A 24,602-nucleotide genomic window follows, 5' to 3' on the forward strand; every position below is an offset into this window, starting at 1 on the left:
GCACGCACGACTCTACGGTGCCGCCCCGACCGCGGACTGAGGCCTAACCGAAGAGCGCGGCCAGGATCACCAGCAGCGGGATGGCCAGCGCGACCAGGCAGCCGATCTTCGCGCCGGCGCTCGTCTGCTGCTTCTTCTTCGGCTTCTTCTGCCGCTGCTGCGCGGGTGCGTTCTGCCTGCGCGCAGGCGGGAGCGAGAACGGCTCTTCCCGGTCGACGGCCGGTGGCGGAGCAGGCGGCGCCGCCGACGTGGTGGTCGGCGGCGCCGCTCGTGCCACGGTCAGCGCATCCGGGTAGTGGAGCAGCGGCGGCAGTGCCTGCGTGCCGTCCTGGCCGGAGAGCGCGTCGCGCCGCGTCACGAAGACTTCGAAGAGGAGCTGGCCCGCTTCTTGGCCGTCGTGCTCGTGGTCTTCTTCGCCGTGCTGGTCGTCTTCTTCGCAGCGGTGGTGGAGGTCTTCTTCGCGGCCGCGGTGGACTTCTTGGCCGGGGCCTTCTTCTTGGCCGGGGCCTTGGCCCGCCGCTCCGCGAGCAGCTCCACCGCGCGCTCCATGGACAACGACTCCACGTCATCGCCCTTGCGCAGCGACGCGTTCGTCTCGCCGTCGGTGACGTACGGGCCGAACCGGCCGTCCTTGATCACCAGCGGCTTGCCGGTGTCCGGCTCCTCGCCGAGCTCGCGCAGCGGCGCCGCCGCAGCACGCCGTCCGCGCTGCTTGGGCTGCTCGTAGATCTTGAGCGCCTGCTCCAGTGTGATCGAGAAGATCTGCTCCTCGGTCTCCAGGGAGCGCGAGTCCGTGCCCTTCTTCAGGTACGGGCCGTAGCGGCCGTTCTGCGCGGTGATCTCGTTGTCGCTCTCCGGGTCCTTGCCGACCACGCGCGGCAGCGACAGCAGCTTGAGCGCGTCCTCGAGGGTCACGGTGTCCAGCGACATCGACTTGAACAGGCTGCCGGTGCGCGGCTTGTTCTTGCTGCCCTCGGGCAGGACCTCGGTGACGTACGGGCCGAACCGGCCCTCCTTCGCCACCACCTCGTGGCCCGACTCCGGGTCGGTGCCCAGGCTGCGGCCCTCCATCGGCGTGGCGAACAGCTTCTCCGCGATCTCCACGGTCAGCTCGTCGGGCGGCAGGTCGTCGGGCAGGTTCGCCCGCTGCGACGACTCGTCCTCCAGGGTCCGCTCCAGGTAGGGCCCGTAGCGGCCGACGCGCACGTAGACGGTGCGGTCGTGGTCGTCGGTGAACATCGGGATCGAGTTGACCGCCCGCGGGTCGATCTCCTCGACGCTCGAGCCGACCAGCTTCTTCAGCCCGCCGGCGCGGCCGATCGAGCCCTCCGGCCCCACGTCGCCGCCGAAGTAGAAGCCGGACAGCCAGCTGGTGCGCTGCTCGCGCCCCTCGGCGATGCGGTCGAGCTCGTCCTCCAACGCCGCGGTGAAGTCGTAGTCCACCAGCCGCTCGAAGTGCTTCTCCAGCAGGCCGACCACGGCGAAGGCGATCCACGACGGAACCAGGGCGGAGCCCTTCTTCCAGACGTAGCCGCGCTCCTGCACGGTGCTGATGATCGAGGCGTAGGTCGACGGGCGGCCGATGCCCAGCTCTTCCATCGTCTTGACCAGGCTGGGCTCGGTGAAGCGCGGCGGCGGGTTGGTGGTGTGCCCGTCCGGCGACAGCTCCGGCGCGGTGACCGGCTGGTTCTCGACCAGCTGCGGCAGCCGGGACTCGGCGTCGTCGGCGGCCCCACCGGCCTCCGTGTCGACAGCCTCGACGTAGGCCTTCAGGAAGCCCGGGAAGGTGATCGTGCGGCCCGAGGCGGCGAAGGTGCACTCCTCGCCGCTGGTCGCGGTGCCGGTGATGCGCACCGACAGGGTGGTGCCCTTGGCGTCGGCCATCTGGGAGGCGATGGTGCGCTGCCAGATCAGCTCGTACAGCTTGAAGCCGTCGACGTCGTTGCCCAGCTCAGCGGCGACCTCGCCAGGCGTGCGGAAGCTCTCGCCCGCCGGGCGGATCGCCTCGTGCGCCTCCTGCGCGTTCTTGACCTTGCGGGTGTACTGGCGCGGCTGCGCCGAGACGTACTGCTTGCCGTAGAGGTCGGTGGCCTGGTTGCGCGCCGCGGTGATCGCCGTCTCGGACAGCGTCGTCGAGTCGGTACGCATGTAGGTGATGTAACCGTTCTCGTACAGCCGCTGCGCCGTGCGCATCGTGCGGTCCGCCGAGAAGCGCAGCTTGCGGCCGGCCTCCTGCTGCAGCGTGGAGGTCATGAACGGCGCGTACGGCTTCCGCGTGTACGGCTTCTCCTCGACGCTGGAGACGCTCAGCTGCGCGTCGGTCAGCGCCGCGGCCAGCGCGCGGGCCTCGGTCTCGGTCAGCACCCGGATGTCGGCGTTCTTGAGCTGCCCGTCCGGGCCGAAGTCGCGGCCGGTGGCCAGCTTCGCGCCGTCCACCGTGACCAGGCGGGCGCCGAAGCGGCGCGGCGAGGCGTCCGGGCCCGCGTCCATGGTCGCGGAGATGTCCCAGTAGTCGGCCGGGACGAACTTGATCCGCTCGCGCTCGCGCTCGACCACGATCCGGGTCGCCACCGACTGCACGCGGCCCGCCGACAGCTTCGGCATGACCTTCTTCCACAGCACCGGGCTGACCTCGTAGCCGTACAGCCGGTCCAGGATGCGGCGGGTCTCCTGCGCGTCGACCAGGTCGTGGTCCAGGTCGCGCGGGTTGGCCGCGGCCGCCTGGATCGCCGACTCGGTGATCTCGTGGAACACCATCCGGCGCACCGGGACCTTCGGCTTCAGCGTCTCCAGCAGGTGCCAGGCGATCGCCTCGCCCTCGCGGTCACCATCGGTGGCGAGGTAGAGCTCGTCGACCTGCTTGAGCGCGTCCTTCAGCTCGGTGACGGTGGACTTCTTGTCGGCGGAGACCAGGTACAGCGGCTCGAAGTCGTTGTCGACGTCCACGCCGAGCCGGGCCCACGCCTGGCCCTTGTACTTCTCCGGCACGTCCTTGGCGTTCTTGGGCAGGTCGCGGATGTGGCCGCGGGAGGACTCCACGATGAAGTTCGAGCCCAGGTAGGAGGCGATCTTCTTGGCCTTCGCAGGCGACTCGACGATCACCAGGCGCCGGCCCCCGGAGCCCGCCCCGTTGGCGGACCCCGAAGCCCGGCCGGTCCCGCCGGCCTTCTTCGTCCGTGTCGACCCAGCCACGCTTACCCGCTCTCTTCTCCCGGAAGCATCCTTTGCTACCCGACAAGTTCCTCAGTGTGCCCCGTGCGCGGTTCCGACCGCCGCCCGGGAAGGCACAGGGTTGCACATAACACGCCCATGTACGTCGGCGTCTTGTCTTACGAACGTATCGGGTGACGAACGTGTTCCGTTGCGTGACCTGGCGTGATATGCGTCAAATCGGTCACGAAACGAGCGGCCACGTTCGCTCGATCGCACCATCGGGAGTCGGCCCGACGAGCTCGGCCAGCCGGGCCAGGCGGCGGCGACCGGTGACGCGCAGCGCCGGGCCGCCCGCGCGGAGGCCGATCGGCTTGGCCGGCAGGCCGCAGCCGAGCAGCGCCGCGGCCAGCGGCTCGTGCGTGTCGGGGGCGTGCGGGTCGAGCCCGAGGCGGTAGCCGGTGGGCTCGGCGGAGCCCGCGGTCAGCGCCCAGATCCGCAGGGCGGCGCCGTCCGGGACGTAACCGGCCGGGACGGACTTCACCGCACCTCGCAGCCAGTGCTTGGCGAGGCCGGTCAGGTCGGCCCGGAAGGCGGTGCGGATCAGCGGACGGCCTTCGTCCGAGCGGCCGAGCTCGGCTTCCACGCCGCGCTGCGCGCAGGCGTCGACCAGCGACCGGGCGCGCCACTCGGCGTCGACCACGACCGACAGCCGGGCGGCGGTGCCGCGCCCGAAACCGACGGCCTGCCCCGGCCCGCACAGCATGCCCGCCAGATCAGCGATGACGGGTTGCCGCGCCTCGGCCGAGTAGAAGGACAGCTGGCCCACGGCCCGCATCGTAGAACGGCAGTTCGAGATGCGCCATGCCTTCACCCGAACGTGCGAGCCGAACCGCTCGGGTGCCGCGACTTCAATTGAAATCGGACGTCCGATTTCAATTGAAGTCGCGGGCCAGGTCAGCGTGGTGGTTGTTGCTGCTGGGGCTTGGAGAAGAAGGGGCGGCACTCCTGGGCCTGGTGGGCCGCCGCGTTGAGCTGCTGGTTCTGCTCCAGCTGGACGAGCTTGTCCTTGAGGTCGAGCTGGCCGCCCTTGTCGAGCTCCTGCTGGACCGCGGTCATGCCCTCCTGGAAGCGCTGCTTGTCGGTCGGGTCGACCTGCTCGGCCTTCGCCCTGGCGCCGTGCAGGAGATCCCGGACCTCTCCGAAGCTCTCCTGGAAGCCGACGCCGAGCTGCTCGGCCCCCTTGACCGGCGGTGCACCGAGGTCCTGCAGTCCGCGCGCCGCGTCGTCGGCGGCCTTCGAGGCGGCATCGATGCGGGTGATCACCGAGTCCTTCACCGTCCCGGTGTTGCTCTGGTCCAGCGCAGGCAGGTTCTGCTGGGCCGCGCTGAAACCGCTGATCAGGCCGCACATCTTGCCGGTCCAGGCGACCGCCTCCGCGCTCGGTGCCTGCGGCGCGGGCGGCTGCGGGGCACCCGCCGGGCCCCCGGCGCAACCTGCCAGCGCGAGCGGAACGGCGGCCAGCACGGCGGTGGAACGTAACTTCATGCGCACTCCTCGCACAGATCGGAGTTGCCTTCGGCGTGCGGCCCAGACTCTCCCGCACCCGCGATCACGCTCCGGAGCCCGGGGTGCGCGCACGGCCGAAACCCCTGCGCACGGCGAAGGGCGCCCTCCCCGGCGAGGAGGACGCCCTTCGATGGCGTTCCGGCGCGTTATGAGGGCGCGCCGTTGACCGCCTTGTCATCGGAAGGCGATGACTCGGCGATCGAGGTCGAGCGGCGCTTGGAGATCACCACCGCGACGACGATCACCGCGACCGCCACCACCGCGATGCCGATGCGCACCGGGTGGTTCGCGTCGGCCCCGACGGAGAAGGCCACCACGGCGGGCGCGATCAGCACCGACACCAGGTTCATCACCTTCAGCAGCGGGTTGATCGCCGGTCCGGCGGTGTCCTTGAACGGGTCGCCGACGGTGTCGCCGATGACCGTGGCGGAGTGCGCCTCGGAACCCTTGCCACCGTGGTGGCCGTCCTCGACCAGCTTCTTCGAGTTGTCCCAGGCACCACCGGAGTTGGCCAGGAAGATGGCCATCAGGGTGCCGGTGGCGATGGCACCGGCGAGGTAGCCCGCCAGCGGGCCGACGCCGAGGCCGAAGCCGACCGCGATCGGCGCCAGCACCGCGAGCAGACCCGGCGTGGCCAGCTCGCGCAGCGAGTCGCGGGTGCAGATGTCCACGACCCGGCCGTACTCGGGGCGCTCGGAGCCGTCCATGATGCCCGGCTTGTCCCTGAACTGGCGGCGCACCTCGTAGACCACCGCACCGGCGGCGCGCGAGACCGCGTTGATCGCCAGCCCGGAGAACAGGAACACCACGGCGGCACCGATGACCACGCCCACCAGCACGTTCGGCGCGTAGACGAAGAACTCCGAGCGGCTGAGCGTGCCCGCAACGTCTGCCAGCGCCACACCGATCGCATCGGTGTAGGAGCCGAAGAGCGCTGTCGCGGCCAGCACCGCGGTGGCGATCGCGATGCCCTTGGTGATCGCCTTCGTGGTGTTGCCGACGGCGTCGAGCTCGGTGAGGATCTTCGCGCCCTCGCCCTCGACGTCGCCGGACATCTCCGCGATGCCCTGGGCGTTGTCGCTGACCGGGCCGAAGGTGTCCATCGCGACGATCACGCCGACGGTGGTCAGCAGACCGCAGCCGGCCAGCGCGATGGCGAACAGCGCCACCGGCAGCGAACCGGACAGCAGGAACGCGCCGAACACCGCCGCGCCGATGATCAGCGCGGTGTAGACGGCGGACTCGAAGCCGACCGACAGACCCGAGAGGATCACCGTCGCCGCGCCGGTCAGCGACGACTTGCCGACGTCCTGCACCGGGCGGTGCTCGGTCGCGGTGAAGTAGCCGGTCAGCTTGAGGATGACCACCGCGAGCAGGATGCCGATGATCACCGCGACCATCGCGATGACCGCCGGGTTGCCCGGGGTCGCCTGCAGCTCGGGCGAGACGCCGTTGAGGTCGGCGAAGGAGCTGGGCAGGTACAGCAGCGCGGCGACCACGCAGAGCACCGCCGAGATCGCGGCCGAGATGTAGAACGACCGGTTGATCGCGACCAGCGCGCTCTCCCCGCCGCGGGCCTTGGTGATGTAGACGCCGATCACCGCGGTCAGCACGCCGATGGCGGGCACGATCAGCGGGAACAGCAGGCCGTGCAGGCCGAACGCGGCGGTGCCGAGGATCAGCGAGGCGACCAGGGTCACCGCGTAGGACTCGAACAGGTCGGCCGCCATCCCGGCGCAGTCGCCGACGTTGTCACCGACGTTGTCGGCGATGGTGGCGGCGTTGCGCGGGTCGTCCTCGGGGATGTTTTGCTCGACCTTGCCGACGAGGTCGGCGCCCACGTCGGCGGCCTTGGTGAAGATGCCGCCGCCGACTCGCATGAACATGGCCAGCAGGGCGGCGCCGAAGCCGAAGCCCTCCAGCACGCGCGGCGCGCCACCGGCGTAGACCAGCACGACGAGCGCGGCGCCGAACAGGCCGAGGCCGACGGTCGTCATGCCGACCACGCCGCCGGTGCGGAACGCGACGCGCATCGCCTTCTCGCGTCCCTCACCGGCTTCGCGGGCGGCCGCCGCGACGCGCACGTTGGCGCGGGTGGACAGCCACATGCCGAGGTAGCCGATGGCCGCGGAGAACGCCGCGCCGAACAGGAAGAAGATCGAGCGGCCGATCTGCTCGCCGACGGTTTCCGCGGGTAGCGCGAACAGCAGCAGGAACACGAGCACCGCGAAGATCGCCAGGGTGCGGAACTGCCGGTTCAGGTAGGCCGAAGCGCCTTCCTGCACGCCCTTGGCGATCTCCTGCATCTTGGCCGTGCCCTGGCCGGCGGCCAGCACCTCCTTGATCAGGACGTAGCCGAAGGCCAACGCGGCCAGAGCGATCACCATGACCACGCCGACCACCGCGTAGTCGGCGCCGCCGAGTTCGATTCCGGAGGCTTGCTGGGCGAGGTCCATCCGGGTCTGCGAGCTCGGTGGTGCAGCGCCCTGGGCCCAGCCGTGCTGGACCGGGGTGAGCAGGGACATCCGTCCTCCTGGGTTGTGCTCGGTTCAGCACCGGAGTCCTGCCGGCTCGCGACCGGCTCCAGTGCGCGGTAGGCGGCCCCGCCTGGTACGGCCCGTGATCGTCCGCTGGCCGTCCGTGGCGACGTCGTGGCTCGGGAGTCTATTCAGGCCACGAGTGGCTTACCTCACGGTGTGATACGCACCTCTCTCCGACGTGGGAATCTGTTACCTGTTTATCGATTCAGAGGCCTACTTGATCACCCGTTCGGCCCGATCTTGATTTGGCCCAATCGGGTGACATGAGGTATATAGCGCCGTTTCGCGGGCTGCGACGCGACATAGGACTGCCGTCGACCGGAACCAGCCGATCGGGCGATACCGACACAGCTGCGGAAACCCGGAACTCGTGCGCGGCTCCCGCACCGCTCTGTGCGAGGCTCGCTGCTGTGCGCGCTGCGGAGCAGAACAGAGGGAAGCGGTTGCTCGACCGCGTGTTGGCGGGCGTGCCGACCGGCGAGTCACCGATCCGCCACGTCGCGCAGCTGCCGAACCGACCGGCCCGCACCACCGACTGGCCGGAGTGGGTCCCGCCGCAGCTGATCGAGGCGCTCCGCGAACGCGGTGCCGACGCGCCGTGGGTGCACCAGGTCGAAGGCGCGGAGGCCGTCCGGGCCGGCGAGAACGTGGTGGTCGCCACCGGCACGGCATCGGGGAAGTCGCTGGTCTACCAGCTGCCGGTGCTGTCCCGGCTGCTCGAAGAGCGCCGCGCGACCGCGCTCTACCTGGCGCCCACGAAGGCGCTGGGAGCCGATCAGCTGCGCACCGTCGACGAACTCGGTCTGAAGGAGATCCGCGCGGTCACCTTCGACGGCGACACACCGCAGGTGGAGCGGGACTGGATCCGCGCGCACGGCCGGTGGATCTTCACCAACCCGGACATGCTGCACTACGGAATCCTGCCCGGGCACAGCCGCTGGGCCCGGTTCTTCCGGCAGCTCACGCACATCGTGGTGGACGAGTGCCACACCTACCGCGGCGTGTTCGGTTCGCACGTCGCGCTCCTGCTGCGCCGACTGCGCCGGATCGCGCAGCACTACGGCGCGGATCCGGTCTTCGTGCTCGCCTCCGCCACCGTGTCCGACCCGGACGCGCTGGCACAACGTCTCACCGGGGCGCCGTGCCGCGCCATCACCGACGACGGATCACCGCGGGGCGCGCGCACCATCGCGCTCTGGGAACCGCCGTTGCTGGAGGAGATCATCGGCGAGAACGGCGCTCCGGTGCGCCGTGCCGCGGGCACCGAGGCCGCGCGGATCATGACGGAACTGGTCATCGAGGACGCCCGCACGCTGGCGTTCATCCGCTCCCGGCGCGGCGTCGAGCTGGCCGCGATCGCCGCGCAGCGCGCACTGTCCGAAGTGGATGATTCGCTGCCCGGCAAGGTCGCCGCGTACCGCGGCGGATACCTGCCCGAGGACCGGCGCGAGCTGGAGCGCTCGTTGCTCACCGGCGAGCTGCGCGCGGTGGCCACCACCAACGCGCTCGAACTCGGCGTCGACATCTCCGGCCTCGACGCCGTGGTGGTCGCCGGCTACCCGGGCACGCTCGCGTCCTTCTGGCAGCAGGCCGGTCGCGCCGGGCGGGACGGTGAGGGCGCGCTGGTGGTGTTCGTGGCGCGGGACGACCCGCTGGACACCTACCTCGTGCACCACCCGCCCGCGATGCTCGACCGGCCGGTCGAGGCGACGGTGCTCGACCCGACCAATCCGTACGTGCTCGAACCGCACCTGGCCTGCGCCGCCGCGGAACTGCCGCTCGACGAGGAGTCGTTCGCGATCTTCGGCGGCGAGGCCGCGCGACGCGCGGTGCAGGCCCTCACCGCGGACGGGGTGCTGCGCAAGCGCCCGCACGGCTGGTTCTGGACCTCCCGCGAACGTCCACACCGGAACGTGGAGCTGCGCGGCGCCGGCGGCCACCCGATCGCCGTCGTCGAGGGCGACTCCGGCCGGATGCTGGGCACCGTGGACCCGGACTCCGCCTGCGGCACCGTGCACCCGGGTGCCGTCTACCTGCACCGCGGCGAGTCCTTCGTGGTCGACGACCTGGACCTGGAGACCGGCATCGCGCTGGTGCACGCGGAGAGCCCGGACTGGACGACCTCACCGCGCAACGTCGTGGACATCTCGGTGCTGCGGACCATCGAGCAGCACGACACCGGCCGGGGCGTGACGGTCTGCCTAGGCGAGGTGGAAGTCACCTCGCAGGTCGTCGGCTACCTGCGGAAACGGCCGTCCGGGCAGGTGCTGGACCAGGTCGCGCTGGACCTCCCGGCGCAAACCCTGCTGACCCGCGCCGTCTGGTACACGGCCAGCGAGGAACTGCTGATGAGCAGCGCGCCGGGGGGCGCCGGGCTGGAACCGGCGCGCATCCCCGGCGCGCTGCATGCCGCCGAGCACGCGGCGATCGGCCTGCTACCGCTGTTCGCGACCTGCGATCGTTGGGACATCGGCGGGGTGTCCACCGCGATGCACGCCGACACCGGGGAGGCAACGGTGTTCGTGCACGACGGGCATCCGGGAGGGGCCGGATTCGCCGATCGCGGTTTTGCCGCATTGGTCCCGTGGTTGGCCGCGACGCGGGAAGCGATCGCTTCCTGCGACTGCCCGGCTGGTTGCCCGTCCTGCGTTCAGTCGCCCAAGTGCGGGAATGGCAACGAACCGCTGGACAAGGCAGGGGCGGTGGCTGTTCTCGATGCGGTGTCGACCGTGCTCGGGGGCGGCACCGGTGGATCGGCTGGGCTGCACAACGGTCCGCAACGGGTCTGAGCACAGAGGAACTAGTGCGTGCTCGGGGGAGGTGCGGTGTCCGGTCGTGTCGGGGAGCCCGGGCGCGGGTGCCGATCCGGTCGGCGCCGGCACGGTCGGCAGGTTCGTCACCTGCGTGCCGCGAGGAGTTCCGCCACGTCTGCGTTGTTGTCGAGGTTCTCGCGACCCGTGCGGAGCGCGTCCTGCACGAAGTCCGGGGTGGGCAGCCGCCAGGCGCAGACCTCCGGCTTGACCCGCCAGTGCACCGCGCCACCCGGGTAGGCGGTCGGCGGCATGGCCACCCAGCTCCCCTTGCCGTGCAAGCGGATTCCGGGCACGTCGGCCAGTTCCGCGGCGAGCTCGCCGCCGCTGGTCATCAGGAAGTACCAGCGACCTAGCGGGGTCGCCACGATCGGCACCGGGAAGCCCAGGGCGCGCAGCACCGAGGCACCGGCACGGCCGAGAGCCGCGTCGACCTCGAGCGCGTCAACGGTGTGCCCGGTGGCGATCAGCAGGCTGTAGGGGTGTTCGGCCCACCAGGCCGTGACCTCGTCGGGGTTGGTACCGAGCCGCGTCTGCCAGTCGCGGTGCACCGGCATCGGGCCGTGCTCCTGGCGGCCGTGCCGGCCGATCCAGTGGTCTTCATCGGGGTAGGTTCCGGGAAGGACCGGCCAACCGCGCGAAGCGAATCCGATTGCCTGCACGCGCAGTTCGATCCGGCTGCTGGTCAACCCGGCCGGATGGGCCGGGACGCCGCGGAAGGCACCTTGCCACCTCTCCGCCGACCATTGCATCTGTTCCGCCTCCTCGTTCCACAGTGGGCGGTGGACCGGTGGTCTCGGGGAACCACCTGGTTCGCGACCTCTTTGTCGTGAACTTCGAGTCTTCCCGCTCACACCTCCAATCAACGGCATGACACCCCGGTGAGTACACCCCGCGTCGGCGACCGGTCGTCCAGCCGCGACGAACGCCTCCGAGCAGAACACGACCACCGAAAGATCAACCAGGTGAACGGCTCTCGAACTGCAGCTGGCGCGCGCGTTGCCGTCCGCTCCGGACCGTTCGTCGACCGTTCGTCGTGGCGGGACCGATCACTATTCGATCGGCCCCGCGTGCGCCCTTGATCTGGCCTTTCCGGCCAGCAGCACGACGGCCGGAAGATCAGCTTCGACCGTGACGCGGGCGTTCCAGCCCTCCAGCAGGCACTCGACGACCGCCGCGCGCATGCCGTCCGCCACCTGCGCGGCCCGCTCGCACGCCAGCTCCGCCCCACTCGGTGCGTGTGCAGCGGCGGCCAGTGCCGCGAGATCGGCGGCACCTTCCGCGCGGTGCCGGGCGATGGTAGCCGCACCGATCTGGAGAACGAGCACGAGCACCGCGAGCAGCGCCAGCACCAGGATCGCGGACAGCGCCGTCGCCACTCCTCTGTCGCGGTTCATCGCACCACCTGCTCCTCGACACCCGGTTCGAGCACGGCCACCGCCCGCGCGTGCAGCCAGCGACCGGGCAGTTGAGCGGGCAACGGCATGCTCACCTCCGCGCGGACGACGTCGCCGTCCACCTGCACCTCCAGCACGGCACCGGCCGGGGCCATCCGGTGCACCGCCTCGTCGACCCGAGCCCGATCACCGCGCGCCACCAGACGGGCCGCCTCCACCGCCGCATCGGTGCAGCGGAGGTGGCCGATCAGCGCGTTGGTGCCGACCAGTGCCAGCACGAACACGGCGATCACCGAGCAGATGCCCAGCGCCGCTTCGACCGTCACCGCGCCGCGGTCGGGTGCTCCGGCACCGCGCGGTGCCGGAGCCACCTGTGCATCCATCAGATGCCGCCACCCTCCAGACCGCGTTCGATGAGGCCGGTCAGGGCTTCCTTGATCGTGCCGCCGGTGACGATCTCGAACAGCAGCGAGGCGAACGCGACCGCAGCCACCGTTCCCATCGCGTACTCGGCGGTCGTCATCCCGCCATCGCCGTGCAGCAACGCCCGCAGCCTCCGGGCCGCCACCCACCGGACAGCCGTGATCGATTTCGTCATGTTCTCCTCCATTCGTCCGTCCACATTGAACTGATCCAGACTTGACCGCCCTCCGCGGTCTGATCACCCGAAAACCAATCGACACAGGAACTTTCGGTTTACCGGTGAACTCCTCTTGACACCGCCGACGACCAACCGTGGCCAGGGCTCCGCAGCCAGCTACCCGGGCACAGTCAGCCGGTTCAGGGTTCCCGCGACCACTGGCACCACGCCCAGGCACAGGAAAGCGGGCAGGAAGCACAGGCCGAGCGGCGCGGAGATCCACACCGCTGCTCGTTGCGCGCGTGCTTCGGCCTGCTCGGCGACCGTGGCGCGGGCGTGCTCGGCGAGTTCGGCCGCCACCTCCGCCAGGCCCTGACCCGTGCGCGCGGTCCGCCGCGCCGCGCGGGCCAGCTCGGCGGTGTCCGGGTTGGCCAGCGCAGGCTCCCAGCTCGTCACCGCGTCCGATCCCAGCGCGAGGTGAGCGGCTACTTCGCGCAGGGTCCGCCGCGCGACGCCGGTCAGTTCCTCGGCCACCGCCCGCACGACCACCGGCACCGGCAGGCCCGCCCGCATCCCCGCCGCGAGCAGATCCCAGCCCGCGGCCAGCACCAGCGGGTCCGTCCGTTCCTGTCTTCGCGCCATCAGCGCTGACCAGCGGCGTGCGGCGAGCGCGGCCGCCAGCCCGATCAACACGCCCATGACCAGGCCGAACACCTGCACCGCGACCGATCCCACGGCCAGCGGGAGCGCCCATGCGGTGACCGCAGCCCGCTGCCGGGGCCGGGAGCGCGGGCGCAGCGACCGGAGCCGGTGCCGCGCCGAGCCCGTGGGAGCGATCAGCACCGCGGCCGCCACGAGCACCGGCGCCGCTTCGATCACGATTGCACCACCTCCGTCAGCCGCAACGTCCAGCTCGCACCGGCCGCCAGCAACGCCGCTCCGACCAGCAAGAGCAGTTGCCCGAACATCCCGTCGTTGAGCACCGCCAGCGGAGCCGCCCCGAGGGCTTCGCCGAACAGCAGGCCGCAGACCGGCAACCCGGTGAGCACCGCCGCCGTCGAACGCGGACCGGCCAGCTTCGCCTCGACGCCGCGGCGGAACGCCGTGCGCCGCTCGACATCGCGGCGAACCGCGTCGAGCAGATCGGCCAGCGCGACGCCGTGCCGCTCCGCCAGCACCCACGCCCTGGCGACCCGCCCCAGCGGTGCGCGCAGCTCGACGAGATCGTGGCAGCGCAGCACCGCCGCCACATCACCGCCGAGCCGCACCGTGGCCGCCATGTCCCGGAAGACACCGGCGACCGCCGGCCCGGCTTCGGCCGCAGCACCTTCCGCTGCCGAAGCCGGATGCGCGCCCGCTCGCAACTGCGCCACCAGCAGCCGCAGCCCGGCGGTCAGCTCGTCGGCCCGGACGAGCCGGGCCCGCCGCCCGCGCAGAGATCGCCAGTGGTGCCCGCCGAGCAAGGCCAGCCCGGTCCCAACCAAAAGTCCTGCCGGGCCAGCGAGAACGAGCCCGCCGACCGCCGCTGTCGGCACGACGAGAAACCGCGTGTTGCGCACCGGCCCGAGCACCGTCCGCACCTGTCGAGGGCGAAGCCGGTCGCGAGCGCTGATCTCGGGCCAGCACAGCATGGCGACCGCGGCCAGCAGCAGCGCGAGGATCAGCACGGCAACGCACCTCCCCGGGCGGCCAGCAGCGCGGCCAGGTCTTCCCGTCCCGATGTCCAGCCTTCATCGCGCTGCCAGGCCGAGACGACCTGAACTCGCTCGCCGTCGCGCCGCAGCACGCCTATGCCTGCCAGGTACCGCCCGCGCTGCGCACTTCGCCGGACGTGCAGCACGACCTGCACCGCCGCAGCGAGTTGGCTGTGCAGCGCGGTGTGCGACAGACCGCCCAGCGCCGCCAGCGCTTCCATCCGAGCCGGGACTTCTTGCGGTGAGTTGGCGTGCAGCGTGCCGCCGCCCCCGTCGTGGCCGGTGTTCAGCGCCGAGAGCAGCTCGCGGACCTCGCCGCCGCGCACCTCTCCGACGATCAGCCGGTCCGGCCGCATCCGCAGGGCTTGGCGCACCAGGTCGCGGACCTGGATCTCGCCGACTCCCTCGACGTTCGGCGGCCGCGTGAGCAGCCGGACCACGTGCGGATGCCGCGGGTGCAGCTCGGCCGCCTCCTCGACGCAGACGATCCGCTCCGCTTCGGCGACCTCGCCCAGCATCGCCGCCAGCAGCGTCGTCTTCCCGCTGGCCGTGCCACCGACCACCAGGAAGGCCAACCTCGCGGCGACTATCTCGCGCAGGACGTCGGCCGTCGGCCCGTCGAAGGCGCCGGACTGCTGCAAGGCGGCCAGGTCGTGCACCGCTGGGCGGAGGACGCGCAGCGAGATGCAGGTGCCCTCGCCCGCCACCGGCGGCAGCACCGCGTGCAACCGCACCGCCCCGGAGGCGCTCTCCTGCGGCAACCAGGCATCGACCCAGGGCTGGGCGTCGTCGAGCCGACGACCGGTGGACATCGCGAGGCGCTGCGCGAGGCGGCGCACCGAGTCCTCGTCGGCGAAGCGCACCGCTGCCCGTTGGAGACCGTTGCCCCGATCGACCCAGACCTTGTTCGGCGCCGTCACCAGAACGTCGCAGACCTCCGGGTCGCGCAGCAGCGGCTCCAGCACTCCCGCGCCGCGGAATTCCTGCTGCACCAGTCGGAGCGCTGCCAGCACATCGGCGTCGGCGACCAGTCCGCCAGATTCCTCCCGGACCGCAGAGGCGACAGCGCTGGAGGTCGGCGCGGCACCGCTGCCGACCAAGCGGTTGCGGACTCGCGCCAGCAGCTCGCCGTCCACCGCACCGTCGACGGGTTCCAGAACACGACTCGTGGACATGACCGTTCAACTCTCCTTTCCCATGCGGTTTTTCCGGCCTCGTCCGCGTGGCGTGCCGAAATCGCCTCCCGCACTCGGCGAAAGTGCAGGACTCAGCAGCCACGCATCGACCTGGAATCCAAAAGTTGGGCAGGTGCTGCCGTCCCGCCATTGCGCAGGACAAAGCCGGAAGAAAATCAGTGCGTCAAAATGGAAATCGCCGGTCAGGAGATCAGCAGGCCGTGGCGACCGGTTCGAGGCGAGCGAGCTCTGCCAGCACCTGCTGAGCCGCTCGGGCCACCGGTCCGCGACGGCGCAGCCGGGCCGCCAGCCCGCCGCAGTCGAGGAGCGCCGGGAGCTGCGGCTCCGGCCGCATCCCGGTCAGCACCTCGGCCCCGACCGCTCCCACCACGTCCGCCGTCCGCAGCCCGCCCGGCGCGGGACCGCGCACCACGAGCCGGATCGGCCCCGCGGCGTGCTCCCCGACCGCGGCCACGACTCGCTCGGCCGCGGCGACGGCACGAAGCTCCGCAGGCACTACGACCACCACGAGATCGGCCTCCCGCAGTGCTGCGACGGCCGGTTCCGGGAGCACTCGCGGCACGTCGCACACCACGACGTCACCAGCTCGGCGCCCCGCAGCCAGCACCGCTCGCACGCCCTCCGCGGTCAGTCCGGTCGAAGGGCCGTCGCGGTCGCAGGACAGCACCGTGATCGCGCCGGACCCGATCCGGCGTTCGGGCAGCGCCTCGTGCAGCGCGGTCGCGCCGAGCCGACCGGCGTTGACCGCCAGCCCCGACCAGCGCAGCCCGTCGTCGGCCTCCGCGCCCACCGCGAGGTCGACGCCGCCGCCGAGGGGATCGCAGTCGACCAGCAGCGCCCGCGCTCCACCGCGTGCGGCCAGCACCGCCGACGCCGTGGCCAGCACGGACGCACCGGCGCCGCCGCAGCCACCGAGCACCGCGAGGATGCGGCCGTCCTGCACCGGGACGTCGGCGGCATCGGCCAGCAGCTCGATCAGCTTCGTCTCCTCGGCGGGCAGGGTGATCACCTGGTCCGCGCCGGCTTCGAACGCGATCTGCCACAGCTCCGGCGTCGGATCTCGGCAGAGCACGACGACACCGCGTCTTCGCGGCAGGCCACCGGCCACCCCGGCTGCTGCCGCGGCGGCGTCGAGCAGCACCAGTGGCGCGGTGCGCCAAGCAGGCGCGGACAGCTCCCGGGTGCGCACCAGCTCGCTGCCGGACGCAGCGGCCAGGCGAGTGGTTTCTTCGGCGAGTTCGGCATCTCGCGCAACGAGAAGCGGGCGTGCAGCAGTCATGGCAAAAGCCTTCCGGCGATTCGGGGTCGAGAGCGAAAACGGCTCCGCTCGATAACCAAGGTGGCCCGAACTCCGGCCGATGCCAAGCGGGTTTTCGGAATCTGTGGACAAACCTCCGCCCTGTGGATAACTCCGCTCACTCGAAAGCGTGGCGCGAATTCGCTTTCGCCCGCAGATCACCGGTGAACCGTCCGCAGAACGCCGGGCACCCCGCCGCCCGACAAGATCATTCCTGGGCACGGATCCCAGCCCGCGCACGCCTGGCCGGCTTCGCGAATCGGACACCGCCCGCGCACCGCGGAAATGGGACGACCCCCGCCAGGGGGGAGGGGCGGGGGTCGTCGTCAGTTCAGCTCCGGGGGGTCGAGCTGAACCTGCCCGGTCGTGCCGGACTCCACACACTGTATCCCGCAGATCACCCGCATTGCCCCCCGTCCATTTGAGGGAACGTTATTGCTCTCGGTGCGCACGTATCGCCGACTGGCAATCATTCGAGTCAAGAAACTTATCCCACTAGTCGGAATATCCGGCCAAGAATTTACGCAGCGTGAAACATCGGTGGTCCATGCCACCGTGCGTGCGCAGCCCGCCCGCGGCCCGGCCCGGCTCGTATGCTGTGCGGCGTGACAGAGCCCGCGAACCCATCGCCCGCCACCGGACGCCGGGTGGCAGCGTTCTTCGACCTGGACAAGACGATCATCGCCAAGTCGAGCACGCTCGCCTTCAGCCGGCCGTTCTTCCAGGAAGGGCTGATCAACCGGCGGGCCGTGCTGAAGAGCGCTTACGCCCAGTTCGTGTTCATGCTGGCCGGCGCCGACGCGGACCAGATGGACCGGATGCGCGCGCACATCACCTCGCTGTGCAGCGGCTGGGACGTCGAGCAGGTCAACGCCATCGTCGAGGAGACGCTGCACGACATCGTCGACCCGCTGGTCTACAAGGAAGCCACCCAGCTGATCACCGAGCACCAGGAGCAGGGCCACGACATCGTGGTGCTGTCGGCCTCCGGCGAGGAGGTCGTCGCGCCGATCTCCAAGCTGCTCGGCGCGGACCACTGGTCGGGCACCCGGATGGTGGTGGTCGACGGCCGCTACACCGGCGACGTCGACTTCTACTGCTCGGCGGAGAACAAGGCGATCGCCGCTCGCGAGCTGGCCGAGGAGCACGGCTACGACCTCGCCGAGTGCCACGCCTACTCGGACTCGATCACCGACCTGCCGCTGCTGGAAGCAGTCGGCCACCCCACCGTGATCAACCCGGATCGCGCGCTGCGCAAGGAAGCGGTGCAGCGCGGTTGGCCGTCGCTGGCCTTCGACCACCCGGTGTCGCTGCGGGCCCGGATCCCCACTCCCTCGCGCGCCGCGGTCACCGCGGCCGGGGTCGGGATGGGCGCGGTCGCCGCGGCGGGTGCCGCGTGGTGGGGCTTGCGCGCCTGGCGTCGCCGCCGCTGACCGGCGTTTTCGCTTGTCCCGTAGCGGAGAGCGCGCGGTGATCGCCAGACCGCGAACTCGTCGGGGCCACACCGGCCGGAACCCTTGCAGTGACGGGCGTCACCGTCTACAAATGGAGGTGCGGACCACGGTTGGCCAGGGACGTTACGGAGGAGAAGTAGCGTCCACCCCGATCGGACTCCGCGCGCGAGGCCCGGAGCACCCACGCGTTGCCGCACACAAGGCTGGTCGTTCACGGGGTTGCGTACCGGGACGCCGGACGCCTAGCCCGGAAGTTACGACACGAGTGCACGCTTGGTAACCCGAGTTCTCGCGCAGTGGGGCGGCGCCCGCCGATCTGTTCGGCGGGCGCCGCCGCACGTCCGCCCCCGGATTCCGCCGAGCGGAGCAGTCTCCGCGGTGGCATCTTTCGCCCACGCCGACCGGCAGCGTTGACCGGCCGTGGTGGTGTGAGTAACTTCCGAAATCGTCCGATTTCGTGGTGAACTCTTACCGCCTGGCGAAGATCTGCCCCGCAGGGAGGCGACCGTGTCCCCGAAGCCCCGAACGCGCCGCGCCGCAATAGCGCTGAGCGCCCTGGCCGCAGGAGCGGTGGCGCTCACCGCCACCGGTGGCGCCAGCACGCCGCAGCGCCCCGCCGAGATCCTCCAGGAGATGACGCTGGAGGAGAAGGTCGGGCAGCTCTTCGTCACCTACGCCTACGGCCGCACCGCCGACACCCCGCACCCCAAGAACAAGGAGGAGTTCGGCGTCGACACCCCGGCCCAGGTGGTGCAGAAGTACCACCTCGGCGGCATCATCCACTTCACCTGGACCGACAGCCTCTACGACCCGAAGCAGATCGCCGAGCTGTCCAACGGGCTGCAGAACGCCGCGGTCAACTCCGGTTCCAAGGTGCCGCTGCTGATCTCCACCGACCAGGAGCAGGGCCAGGTCACCCGCATCCACGAGCCCGCCACCCAGTTCCCCGGGAACATGGCGCTCGGCTCCGGCCGCAGCCCCGAGGACGCCGAGCGCGCCGCCGCCATCACCGGCCGGGAGCTGCGCGCGATGGGGCTGAACCAGAACTTCGCGCCGAGCGGTGACGTCAACGTCAACCCGGCGAACCCGGTGATCGGAGTGCGCTCCTTCTCCTCCGACCCGGCGCTGGCCGCGCAGCTCACCGCGGCGCAGATCCGCGGCTACGAGGATTCCGCCGGGCCCGGCGAGACGGTCTCGGCCTCGGTCAAGCACTTCCCCGGGCACGGCGACACCAGCCAGGACAGCCACACCGCGCTGCCGGTGATCGAGCACGACCGCCAGCAGTGGGAGCAGCTCGACGCGCCGCCGTTCAAGGAGGCCATCGCCGCCGGGACCGACGCGGTGATGAGCGCGCACATCGTGGTGCCCAAGCTGGACGACTCCGGCGAGCCCTCGACGCTGTCGCCGAAGGTGCTCACCGGGATGCTCCGCGAGGAGCTCGGCTACAAGGGCGTGATCATCACCGACTCGCTGCAGATGGACGGCGTGCGGCAGAAGCACCCGGACGCCGAGATCCCGGTGCTGGCGCTCAAGGCGGGCGCCGACATGCTGCTCATGCCGAACGACCTGCAGGTCGCCATCGACGGCGTGCTCAACGCGGTGCGCAGCGGCGAGCTCAGCGAGCAGCGCATCGACCAGAGCGTGGAGCGCGTGCTGGCGCTGAAGGCCGGTCGCGGCGTGCTGGAGAACCCGTTCGTCGACGTGTCCAAAGTGGACAAGATCGTCGGCAGCAAGCAGCACCTGGCCGAGGCGCAGGCGATCACCGACCGCACCACCACGCTGCTGCGCAACGACGGCGTCCTGCCGCTCAAGCCGCCGGCCAAGATGTTCGTGACCGGCGCCGGAAACGACGCGACCGCCGCGCTGGCCAAGCAGATCGGGGCGCGCGGACCGCAGACGTCGGCGCTGGCCACGGGCCTGAAGCCGACGAAGGAGCAGATCGACCAGGCCGTCGAGCAGGCCAGGCAGAACGACGTCACCGTCGTGCTCACCAACGCCGCTTGGAGCGAGGCCAACGCCGGGCAGCTGGACCTGGTGCGCGCCCTGCAGCAGACCGGGAAGCCGGTCATCGCGGTCGCCACCCGCGACCCCTACGACGCGGCGCGCGCCGACTCCCCCGCCTGGCTCGCCACCTACTCGGACAAGCCGGTCGCGATGGAGTCGCTGACCAAGGTGCTCTTCGGCGAGATCGCCCCGGTCGGCAAGCTCCCGGTTCCGGTGCCGGACCCGAACAAGCCCGGCACCGACGCGTATCCCTACGGCCACGGATTGGGCTGGTGACGGCAGGTGGCTGAGTTCCAGCTCTCCCGGCGCGGCATGCTGACCGCGGCTGCGCTGGCCGTGCCCGCGGTCGGGATCGCGGCGAGTTCCGCCTGCGCCGCGCCGCAGCAGCCCACCGACCTCGGGTTCGCGGTGCGAACCGGGGCGGACGTGCTCGCCGGGCGGAACTGGGACGACGTCAAGGGCCGCCGGATCGGGGTGGTGACCAACCCGACCGGCGTGCTCTCGTCGCTGGAGCACCTCGTCGACGTCATGCACGCCAGCGGTGCGGTCGACATCGCCGCGGTCTTCGGGCCCGAGCACGGATTCCGCGGCACGTCCCAGGCGGGCGGCTCCGAGGGCGACTACCGCGACCCGCGCACCGGGCTGCCGGTGTACGACGCGTACGGGGCCGACGCGGCGAAGCTGGCCGGGATGTTCCGCAAGGCGGGCGTCGAGCAGGTGGTCTTCGACATCGCCGACGTGGGCGCCCGCTTCTACACCTACATCTGGACGATGTACACCGCGATGCAGGCCGCGCAGCAGGTCGGGGCCTCGTTCCTGGTGCTGGACCGGCCGAATCCGCTCGGCGACCAGGTCGCCGGGCCGCGCCTGGACCCGCGGTTCGCCTCCGGCGTCGGGTTGCTGCCGATCGTGCAGCAGCACGGGATGACCGTCGGCGAGCTGGCCCGGATGTTCAACCGCGTCTACCTGCCGGAACCGCTGCCGCAGCTGGAGGTCGTCCGGGTCGAGGGCTGGAAGGGGCGCGCGGCGGGCACCGGCCTGCCCTGGGTTCCGCCCAGCCCGAACATGCCGACACCGGACACCGCCTTGCTCTACCCCGGGACCGGGTTGTTCGAGGGCACCGTGCTCTCCGAGGGCAGGGGCACCACCAGGCCGTTCGAGATCATCGGCGCACCGGGCATCGACTGGCGGTGGGCGGAGGAGCTCAACAAGGCCGGGCTGCCCGGAGTCCGGTTCCGCGAGACCTACTTCGTGCCGACCTTCTCCAAGCACGCCGACGTCACCTGCGGCGGCGTGCAGGTGCACCGGCTCGGCGAGGTCGACGCGATCCGCACCGCGGTGACCATGCTCGTCACCGCGCGACGCCTGTACCCGCAGGTGTTCGGCTGGCGCCCGGACAACATGATCGACAAGCTCTCCGGCTCCGACCGGCTGCGCACGATGGTCGACGGCGGCGCCGACGCCGCCGAGATCGTCGACTCGTGGCAGGACGAGGTCGAGGACTTCCGACGACAACGCGAACCGGATCTGCTTTACCGCTGACAGCCTGTCGGTGCTCATTCGAGCGGCGGCAGCCGCGTCGAGCACGCATTCGACGGTTTCCGAGCGGTTTCCTGGCGAGGACGGCCTCTCGGCCGTGTACTGGTCGAGGGGCACCCGCACAGGTTCCGCCAAGCGATCACCCCGGCGAGGCACACCACCAACAGGCACTGAGGGGGAACGGATGGGCAGGACGATCCTGGCGGCCGTAGCGCTGCTGTCGGTCACCGCATTGGCCGGCTCGGCAACGGCGTCACCGGGCAACGCCGACGGCCACTTCGACCGCCCGCAGCGGGGATTCGCCCCCAGCGGGACCGTGCTGCGCGACGGCTCCCCCGCCGATGTCGGGCTGGATCCCGCCCCGATCGACGCCGCGCTGCAGCAGATCGCGGCCTGGACCGAGCGGACTCCGGGCCGCGAGCACCCGATGTACGCGGGTGCCGTGAGCCTGCTGGTGCACGACGGGGTCGTGGTGCGGCGCGATGCCGTCGGGCACGAGGTGCGCTACTCCGACGGCAAGGGCACCGAGTTACCCGCCGACCAGCGGGAACCGATGCAGGTCGACACGATCTTCGACGTCGCCTCGATCAGCAAGCTGTTCACCTCGATCGCGGCGCTGCAGCTCGTCGACGACGGCGCGGTGCGGCTGGACGCGCCGGTCGCGGAGTACGTGCCGGAGTTCGGCGTCAACGGCAAGCAGTCGATCACCGTCGAGCAGCTGCTCACCCACACCTCGGGGCTGCAGGCCGAGGCGCAGCTGTGGAAGCTGCCCCCGGAGCAGCGGATTCCGTCGATCATGCAGCTCACCCCGGAGCACCCGCCGGGCACCAACTACACCTACTCCGACCCGAACATGATCACGCTCGGCGTGCTGGTCCAGCGCATCACCGGTGAACCGCTGGACCGGGTGGTGGCCGAGCGGATCACCGGGCCGCTGGGCATGCGGGACACCGGCTACAACCCGCCCGCGGCCGAGCTGCACCGCGTGGCGGCCACGGAGTTCCAGGCCGATCCGCCGCGCGGCATGGTGCGCGGCGAAGCGCACGACGAGAACGCCTGGGCGCTGGGCGGCGTCGCGGGCCAGGCCGGCGTCTTCTCCACCGCCGACGACCTGGCCACGCTGGGTCAGGCACTGCTCAACGGCGGCACCTACGCGGGCAACCGCATCCTGTCCGAGGACGGCGTGGCCCGGATGCTGACCGACTTCAACGGCGAATTCCCCGGCAACGCGCACGGATTGGGCTTCGAGCTCGACCAGCGCTGGTACATGGCCGGGCTCAGCGCCCCGCACACCGCCGGGCACACCGGCTACACCGGGACGTCGCTGGTGATCGACCCGCTGTCGCGATCGGTCGTGGTGCTGCTCACCAACCGCGTGCACCCGTCGCGGCAGTGGGGCTCGAACAACCAGGCCCGGCAGGCGCTGGCGCAGGGCATGGCGCGGGCGCTGGCGGTGCGGCCGGAGTTCGGCTCCGAGTCATGGTCCGCCGACCGCGCGGGCACGTTGACCACCGATCCGCTCGGGCCGGTCAGCGGTCCGGTGCAGGTCACCTACAGCGCTTTCGTCGACACCCAGCGGGATTCCGACGGCGTCGACCCGCTGCTGCTGGAATCCAGTGTGGACGGTACGACCTGGCGGCCGGTGGCGGTGCGGGCCGCCGGCCCGGGAGCGCCGGAAGGCACCCAGGAGCAGCTGGCCGGATCCGGGCACCGGAACTGGTGGAAGGTGCGCGGATCCGTCGCCGCGGAGCCGGGCGAGCAGGTGCGCCTGCGGTGGCGGTACGCGCCGGACGGCCAGTACACCGGGCGCGGGGTGAACGTGGACGGCATCCTGGCCGCCGACCGCGACGCGACCCTGCTGGACGGCGAGCTCCAGGCCGACCGCCTGCACCCCGAGGGCTGGGTCTCCACCGACCGCTGACGCACCGGACTTCCCGCGATTTCAATGGAAATCGGACGTCCGATTTCCATTGAAATCGCGTCGCTCCCGTCACGGCAGGGGTTGCCAGCGGGTGGTGCCGGAGTCGGCGATCGCGCGGCCGAACTGGACGTCGGCGAAGTGGATGCCGAAGCCGATGGTGCCCGGCTCCCGGAGTTCCCGCACCAGTTCCTGGCGGGTGCGGACGGCCTCCGCGCGGTCGACGTCGGCCCAGACCGGCCAGGTCGGTTCGGCGATCTGCACCGCGCTGTGCAGCGCGTCGCCGAAGGCGATCAGGCGCTGATCGCCCGAGGTCAGCGTGTACGACGCATGGCCGGGCGTGTGGCCGAACGAGTTGCGCACGCGCACGCCCGGGAAGATCTCCTGCCCGTCGTGGACGGTTTCGACCTGCCGCTCCAGCGCGGCCAGCATCTCGTCCGTGACGTCCTCGGCGTGCTCGTCGCGGAGCTTCCACTCCTGCTCCGCCAGCAGGAACCGGGCGGCCGGGAAGGCGCCCTGGTGCGCCCAGCCGATGTGGTCGGTGTGCAGGTGGGTGATCGCGACCGCTTCGATCTCCTCGGGAGCGCGCCCCAGCACCGCCAGGTTCTCCAGCAGGTCACCACCGCGGATCGCGCCGATGATCTGGTTGCCCGGGTCGTCGGGCCTGCTCGCCGGGCCGAATCCGGCGTCGATCAGCATCGCCCGCGAGCCGTGCTCGACGAGCAGGCCGCCGATGCTGGCGACCAGGTGTCCGGCACCGTCGAGGTGTTGCGCTCGTTCGCGCCAGTCGTCCGCCGAGGTCTCCAGGAACCAGCCGCGCGGCTTGAGGCCGACGACGCCGTCCGGGACGTAGCTGATCCGCAGGTCACCCAGTTCGATCGACCGGATGCCCGCCGCTGTGCTCCACCGCTGTTCCGCAATCACGGCGGTGAACTTACAACTAGAACTATTCTAATTGCAACATCTCTAACTTGGTAGACTTCCCGCATGGACCGGTCCGCGGAAACCCGCGAGCTCTGCAGCCTGATCAGCGAGCTCGCGCACAACATCGAGGAGCACGTGCGGCGCTGCGTCGCGGACAGCGAGCTCACGGCGTCCCAGGCGATCGCCCTGCGCGAGCTGGCCGAACCGCTGAGCATGCGCGAACTCGCCAACCGGATGCACTGCGCGACCTCGAACGTGACCTTCGTGATCGACCGGCTGGAGAAGCAGGGCCTGGTCACCCGCCGACCGCACCCGACCGACCGGCGTGCGAAGGAGATCGCGCTGACCGAGGAGGGCGTGCGGCAGCGGACGCGGATCATCGAGCGGTTCTCGGTGAACACACCGCTGTCCGGGCTCGACGCGGACGAGCAGCAGAGCCTGCACCAGCTCCTGCGACGCGCCCTGTCCGACCGCTGAGGAATTCCACGGGCCCGGATGCGTTCTCAAGATCGAGAAACGTCGCTCGGAAG

At 71.0% G+C, this 24,602-nt stretch carries 20 protein-coding genes; 6 read left to right on the forward strand and 14 right to left on the reverse strand.

Translation table 11 applies throughout. The features are described 5' to 3' along the window. Positions 1-43: 43 nt before the first annotated feature. The 5 genes from ATL45_RS11155 to ATL45_RS11175 all read right to left on the reverse strand — a co-directional run bounded on the left by ATL45_RS11155 (position 44) and on the right by ATL45_RS11175 (position 7,175). The gene (locus tag ATL45_RS11155) at positions 44-358 is read right to left on the reverse strand and encodes a hypothetical protein (protein ID WP_093156391.1); all 315 of its coding nucleotides are present in this window, start codon (positions 356-358) and stop codon (positions 44-46) included. Beyond that, on the reverse strand, positions 355-3,192 hold the full coding sequence (gene topA / locus ATL45_RS11160) for a type I DNA topoisomerase (protein ID WP_211841211.1): 2,838 nt from the start codon (positions 3,190-3,192) through the stop codon (positions 355-357). The genes ATL45_RS11155 and topA overlap by 4 nt, the downstream gene beginning before the upstream one ends. Before the next feature lie 202 nt (positions 3,193-3,394). Next, complete coding sequence (locus ATL45_RS11165) at positions 3,395-3,988, reverse strand: hypothetical protein (protein ID WP_211841212.1); 594 nt, start codon at positions 3,986-3,988, stop codon at positions 3,395-3,397. A gap of 119 nt (positions 3,989-4,107) precedes the next feature. After that, a complete protein-coding gene (locus tag ATL45_RS11170) occupies positions 4,108-4,698 on the reverse strand; it encodes a hypothetical protein (RefSeq protein WP_093156388.1) in 591 nt (196 codons plus the stop codon). Positions 4,699-4,865: 167 nt separating this feature from the next. Then, complete coding sequence (locus ATL45_RS11175) at positions 4,866-7,175, reverse strand: sodium-translocating pyrophosphatase (protein WP_211841439.1); 2,310 nt, start codon at positions 7,173-7,175, stop codon at positions 4,866-4,868. A gap of 527 nt (positions 7,176-7,702) precedes the next feature. On the opposite strand from ATL45_RS11175, the gene ATL45_RS11180 reads away from it, so the two are divergent. Next, positions 7,703-10,048 (forward strand): DEAD/DEAH box helicase, encoded by a 2,346-nt coding sequence (locus ATL45_RS11180; RefSeq protein WP_439332448.1) that lies wholly within the window; start codon positions 7,703-7,705, stop codon positions 10,046-10,048. Between the two features lie 107 nt (positions 10,049-10,155). On the opposite strand, the gene ATL45_RS11185 is transcribed toward ATL45_RS11180, so the two are convergent. The 8 genes from ATL45_RS11185 to ssd form a co-directional block, all read right to left on the reverse strand. Further along, on the reverse strand, positions 10,156-10,821 hold the full coding sequence (locus ATL45_RS11185; protein ID WP_093156384.1) for a bifunctional DNA primase/polymerase: 666 nt from the start codon (positions 10,819-10,821) through the stop codon (positions 10,156-10,158). A gap of 300 nt (positions 10,822-11,121) precedes the next feature. Further along, positions 11,122-11,466, reverse strand: a complete 345-nt coding sequence (locus ATL45_RS11190; RefSeq protein ID WP_093156382.1) for an Rv3654c family TadE-like protein — start codon at positions 11,464-11,466, stop codon at positions 11,122-11,124. Continuing rightward, positions 11,463-11,849, reverse strand: a complete 387-nt coding sequence (locus ATL45_RS11195) for a TadE family type IV pilus minor pilin (RefSeq protein ID WP_093156381.1) — start codon at positions 11,847-11,849, stop codon at positions 11,463-11,465. The genes ATL45_RS11190 and ATL45_RS11195 overlap by 4 nt, the downstream gene beginning before the upstream one ends. Beyond that, a complete protein-coding gene (locus tag ATL45_RS11200) occupies positions 11,849-12,064 on the reverse strand; it encodes a DUF4244 domain-containing protein (RefSeq protein ID WP_211841213.1) in 216 nt (71 codons plus the stop codon). The genes ATL45_RS11195 and ATL45_RS11200 overlap by 1 nt, the downstream gene beginning before the upstream one ends. 159 nt (positions 12,065-12,223) lie before the next feature. After that, positions 12,224-12,925 (reverse strand): type II secretion system F family protein, encoded by a 702-nt coding sequence (locus ATL45_RS39595; protein WP_246025278.1) that lies wholly within the window; start codon positions 12,923-12,925, stop codon positions 12,224-12,226. After that, positions 12,922-13,713 (reverse strand): type II secretion system F family protein, encoded by a 792-nt coding sequence (locus ATL45_RS11210; protein WP_177242034.1) that lies wholly within the window; start codon positions 13,711-13,713, stop codon positions 12,922-12,924. The genes ATL45_RS39595 and ATL45_RS11210 overlap by 4 nt, the downstream gene beginning before the upstream one ends. Beyond that, complete coding sequence (locus tag ATL45_RS11215) at positions 13,707-14,915, reverse strand: TadA family conjugal transfer-associated ATPase (RefSeq protein ID WP_093156379.1); 1,209 nt, start codon at positions 14,913-14,915, stop codon at positions 13,707-13,709. The genes ATL45_RS11210 and ATL45_RS11215 overlap by 7 nt, the downstream gene beginning before the upstream one ends. Before the next feature lie 211 nt (positions 14,916-15,126). After that, positions 15,127-16,215 (reverse strand): septum site-determining protein Ssd, encoded by a 1,089-nt coding sequence (gene ssd / locus ATL45_RS11220; protein ID WP_093156378.1) that lies wholly within the window; start codon positions 16,213-16,215, stop codon positions 15,127-15,129. Between the two features lie 611 nt (positions 16,216-16,826). Here ssd and ATL45_RS11225 point away from each other — a divergent pair. From ATL45_RS11225 to ATL45_RS11240, 4 genes are all read left to right on the forward strand, one after another. Continuing rightward, positions 16,827-17,666: an HAD family hydrolase gene (locus ATL45_RS11225; RefSeq protein ID WP_093156376.1), complete on the forward strand. Its 840-nt coding sequence runs from the start codon at positions 16,827-16,829 to the stop codon at positions 17,664-17,666. Between the two features lie 528 nt (positions 17,667-18,194). After that, a complete protein-coding gene (locus ATL45_RS11230) occupies positions 18,195-19,967 on the forward strand; it encodes a glycoside hydrolase family 3 protein (RefSeq protein WP_246025279.1) in 1,773 nt (590 codons plus the stop codon). 36 nt (positions 19,968-20,003) lie between these two features. Further along, a complete protein-coding gene (locus tag ATL45_RS11235; protein ID WP_093156585.1) occupies positions 20,004-21,233 on the forward strand; it encodes an exo-beta-N-acetylmuramidase NamZ family protein in 1,230 nt (409 codons plus the stop codon). Between the two features lie 181 nt (positions 21,234-21,414). Further along, positions 21,415-23,151: a serine hydrolase domain-containing protein gene (locus tag ATL45_RS11240; protein WP_093156375.1), complete on the forward strand. Its 1,737-nt coding sequence runs from the start codon at positions 21,415-21,417 to the stop codon at positions 23,149-23,151. Positions 23,152-23,220: 69 nt separating this feature from the next. On the opposite strand, the gene ATL45_RS11245 is transcribed toward ATL45_RS11240, so the two are convergent. Next, positions 23,221-24,072, reverse strand: a complete 852-nt coding sequence (locus ATL45_RS11245) for an MBL fold metallo-hydrolase (protein ID WP_246025280.1) — start codon at positions 24,070-24,072, stop codon at positions 23,221-23,223. Between the two features lie 63 nt (positions 24,073-24,135). Between ATL45_RS11245 and ATL45_RS11250 the strand changes: the two genes are divergently transcribed. Next, positions 24,136-24,549 carry a MarR family winged helix-turn-helix transcriptional regulator gene (locus ATL45_RS11250; protein ID WP_093156373.1) on the forward strand — a complete coding sequence of 138 codons (414 nt, stop codon included), beginning with the start codon at positions 24,136-24,138 and terminating at the stop codon, positions 24,547-24,549. The last annotated feature ends 53 nt before the right edge of the window (positions 24,550-24,602 follow it).

Source organism: Saccharopolyspora antimicrobica (assembly GCF_003635025.1).
Classification (GTDB): domain Bacteria; phylum Actinomycetota; class Actinomycetes; order Mycobacteriales; family Pseudonocardiaceae; genus Saccharopolyspora; species Saccharopolyspora antimicrobica.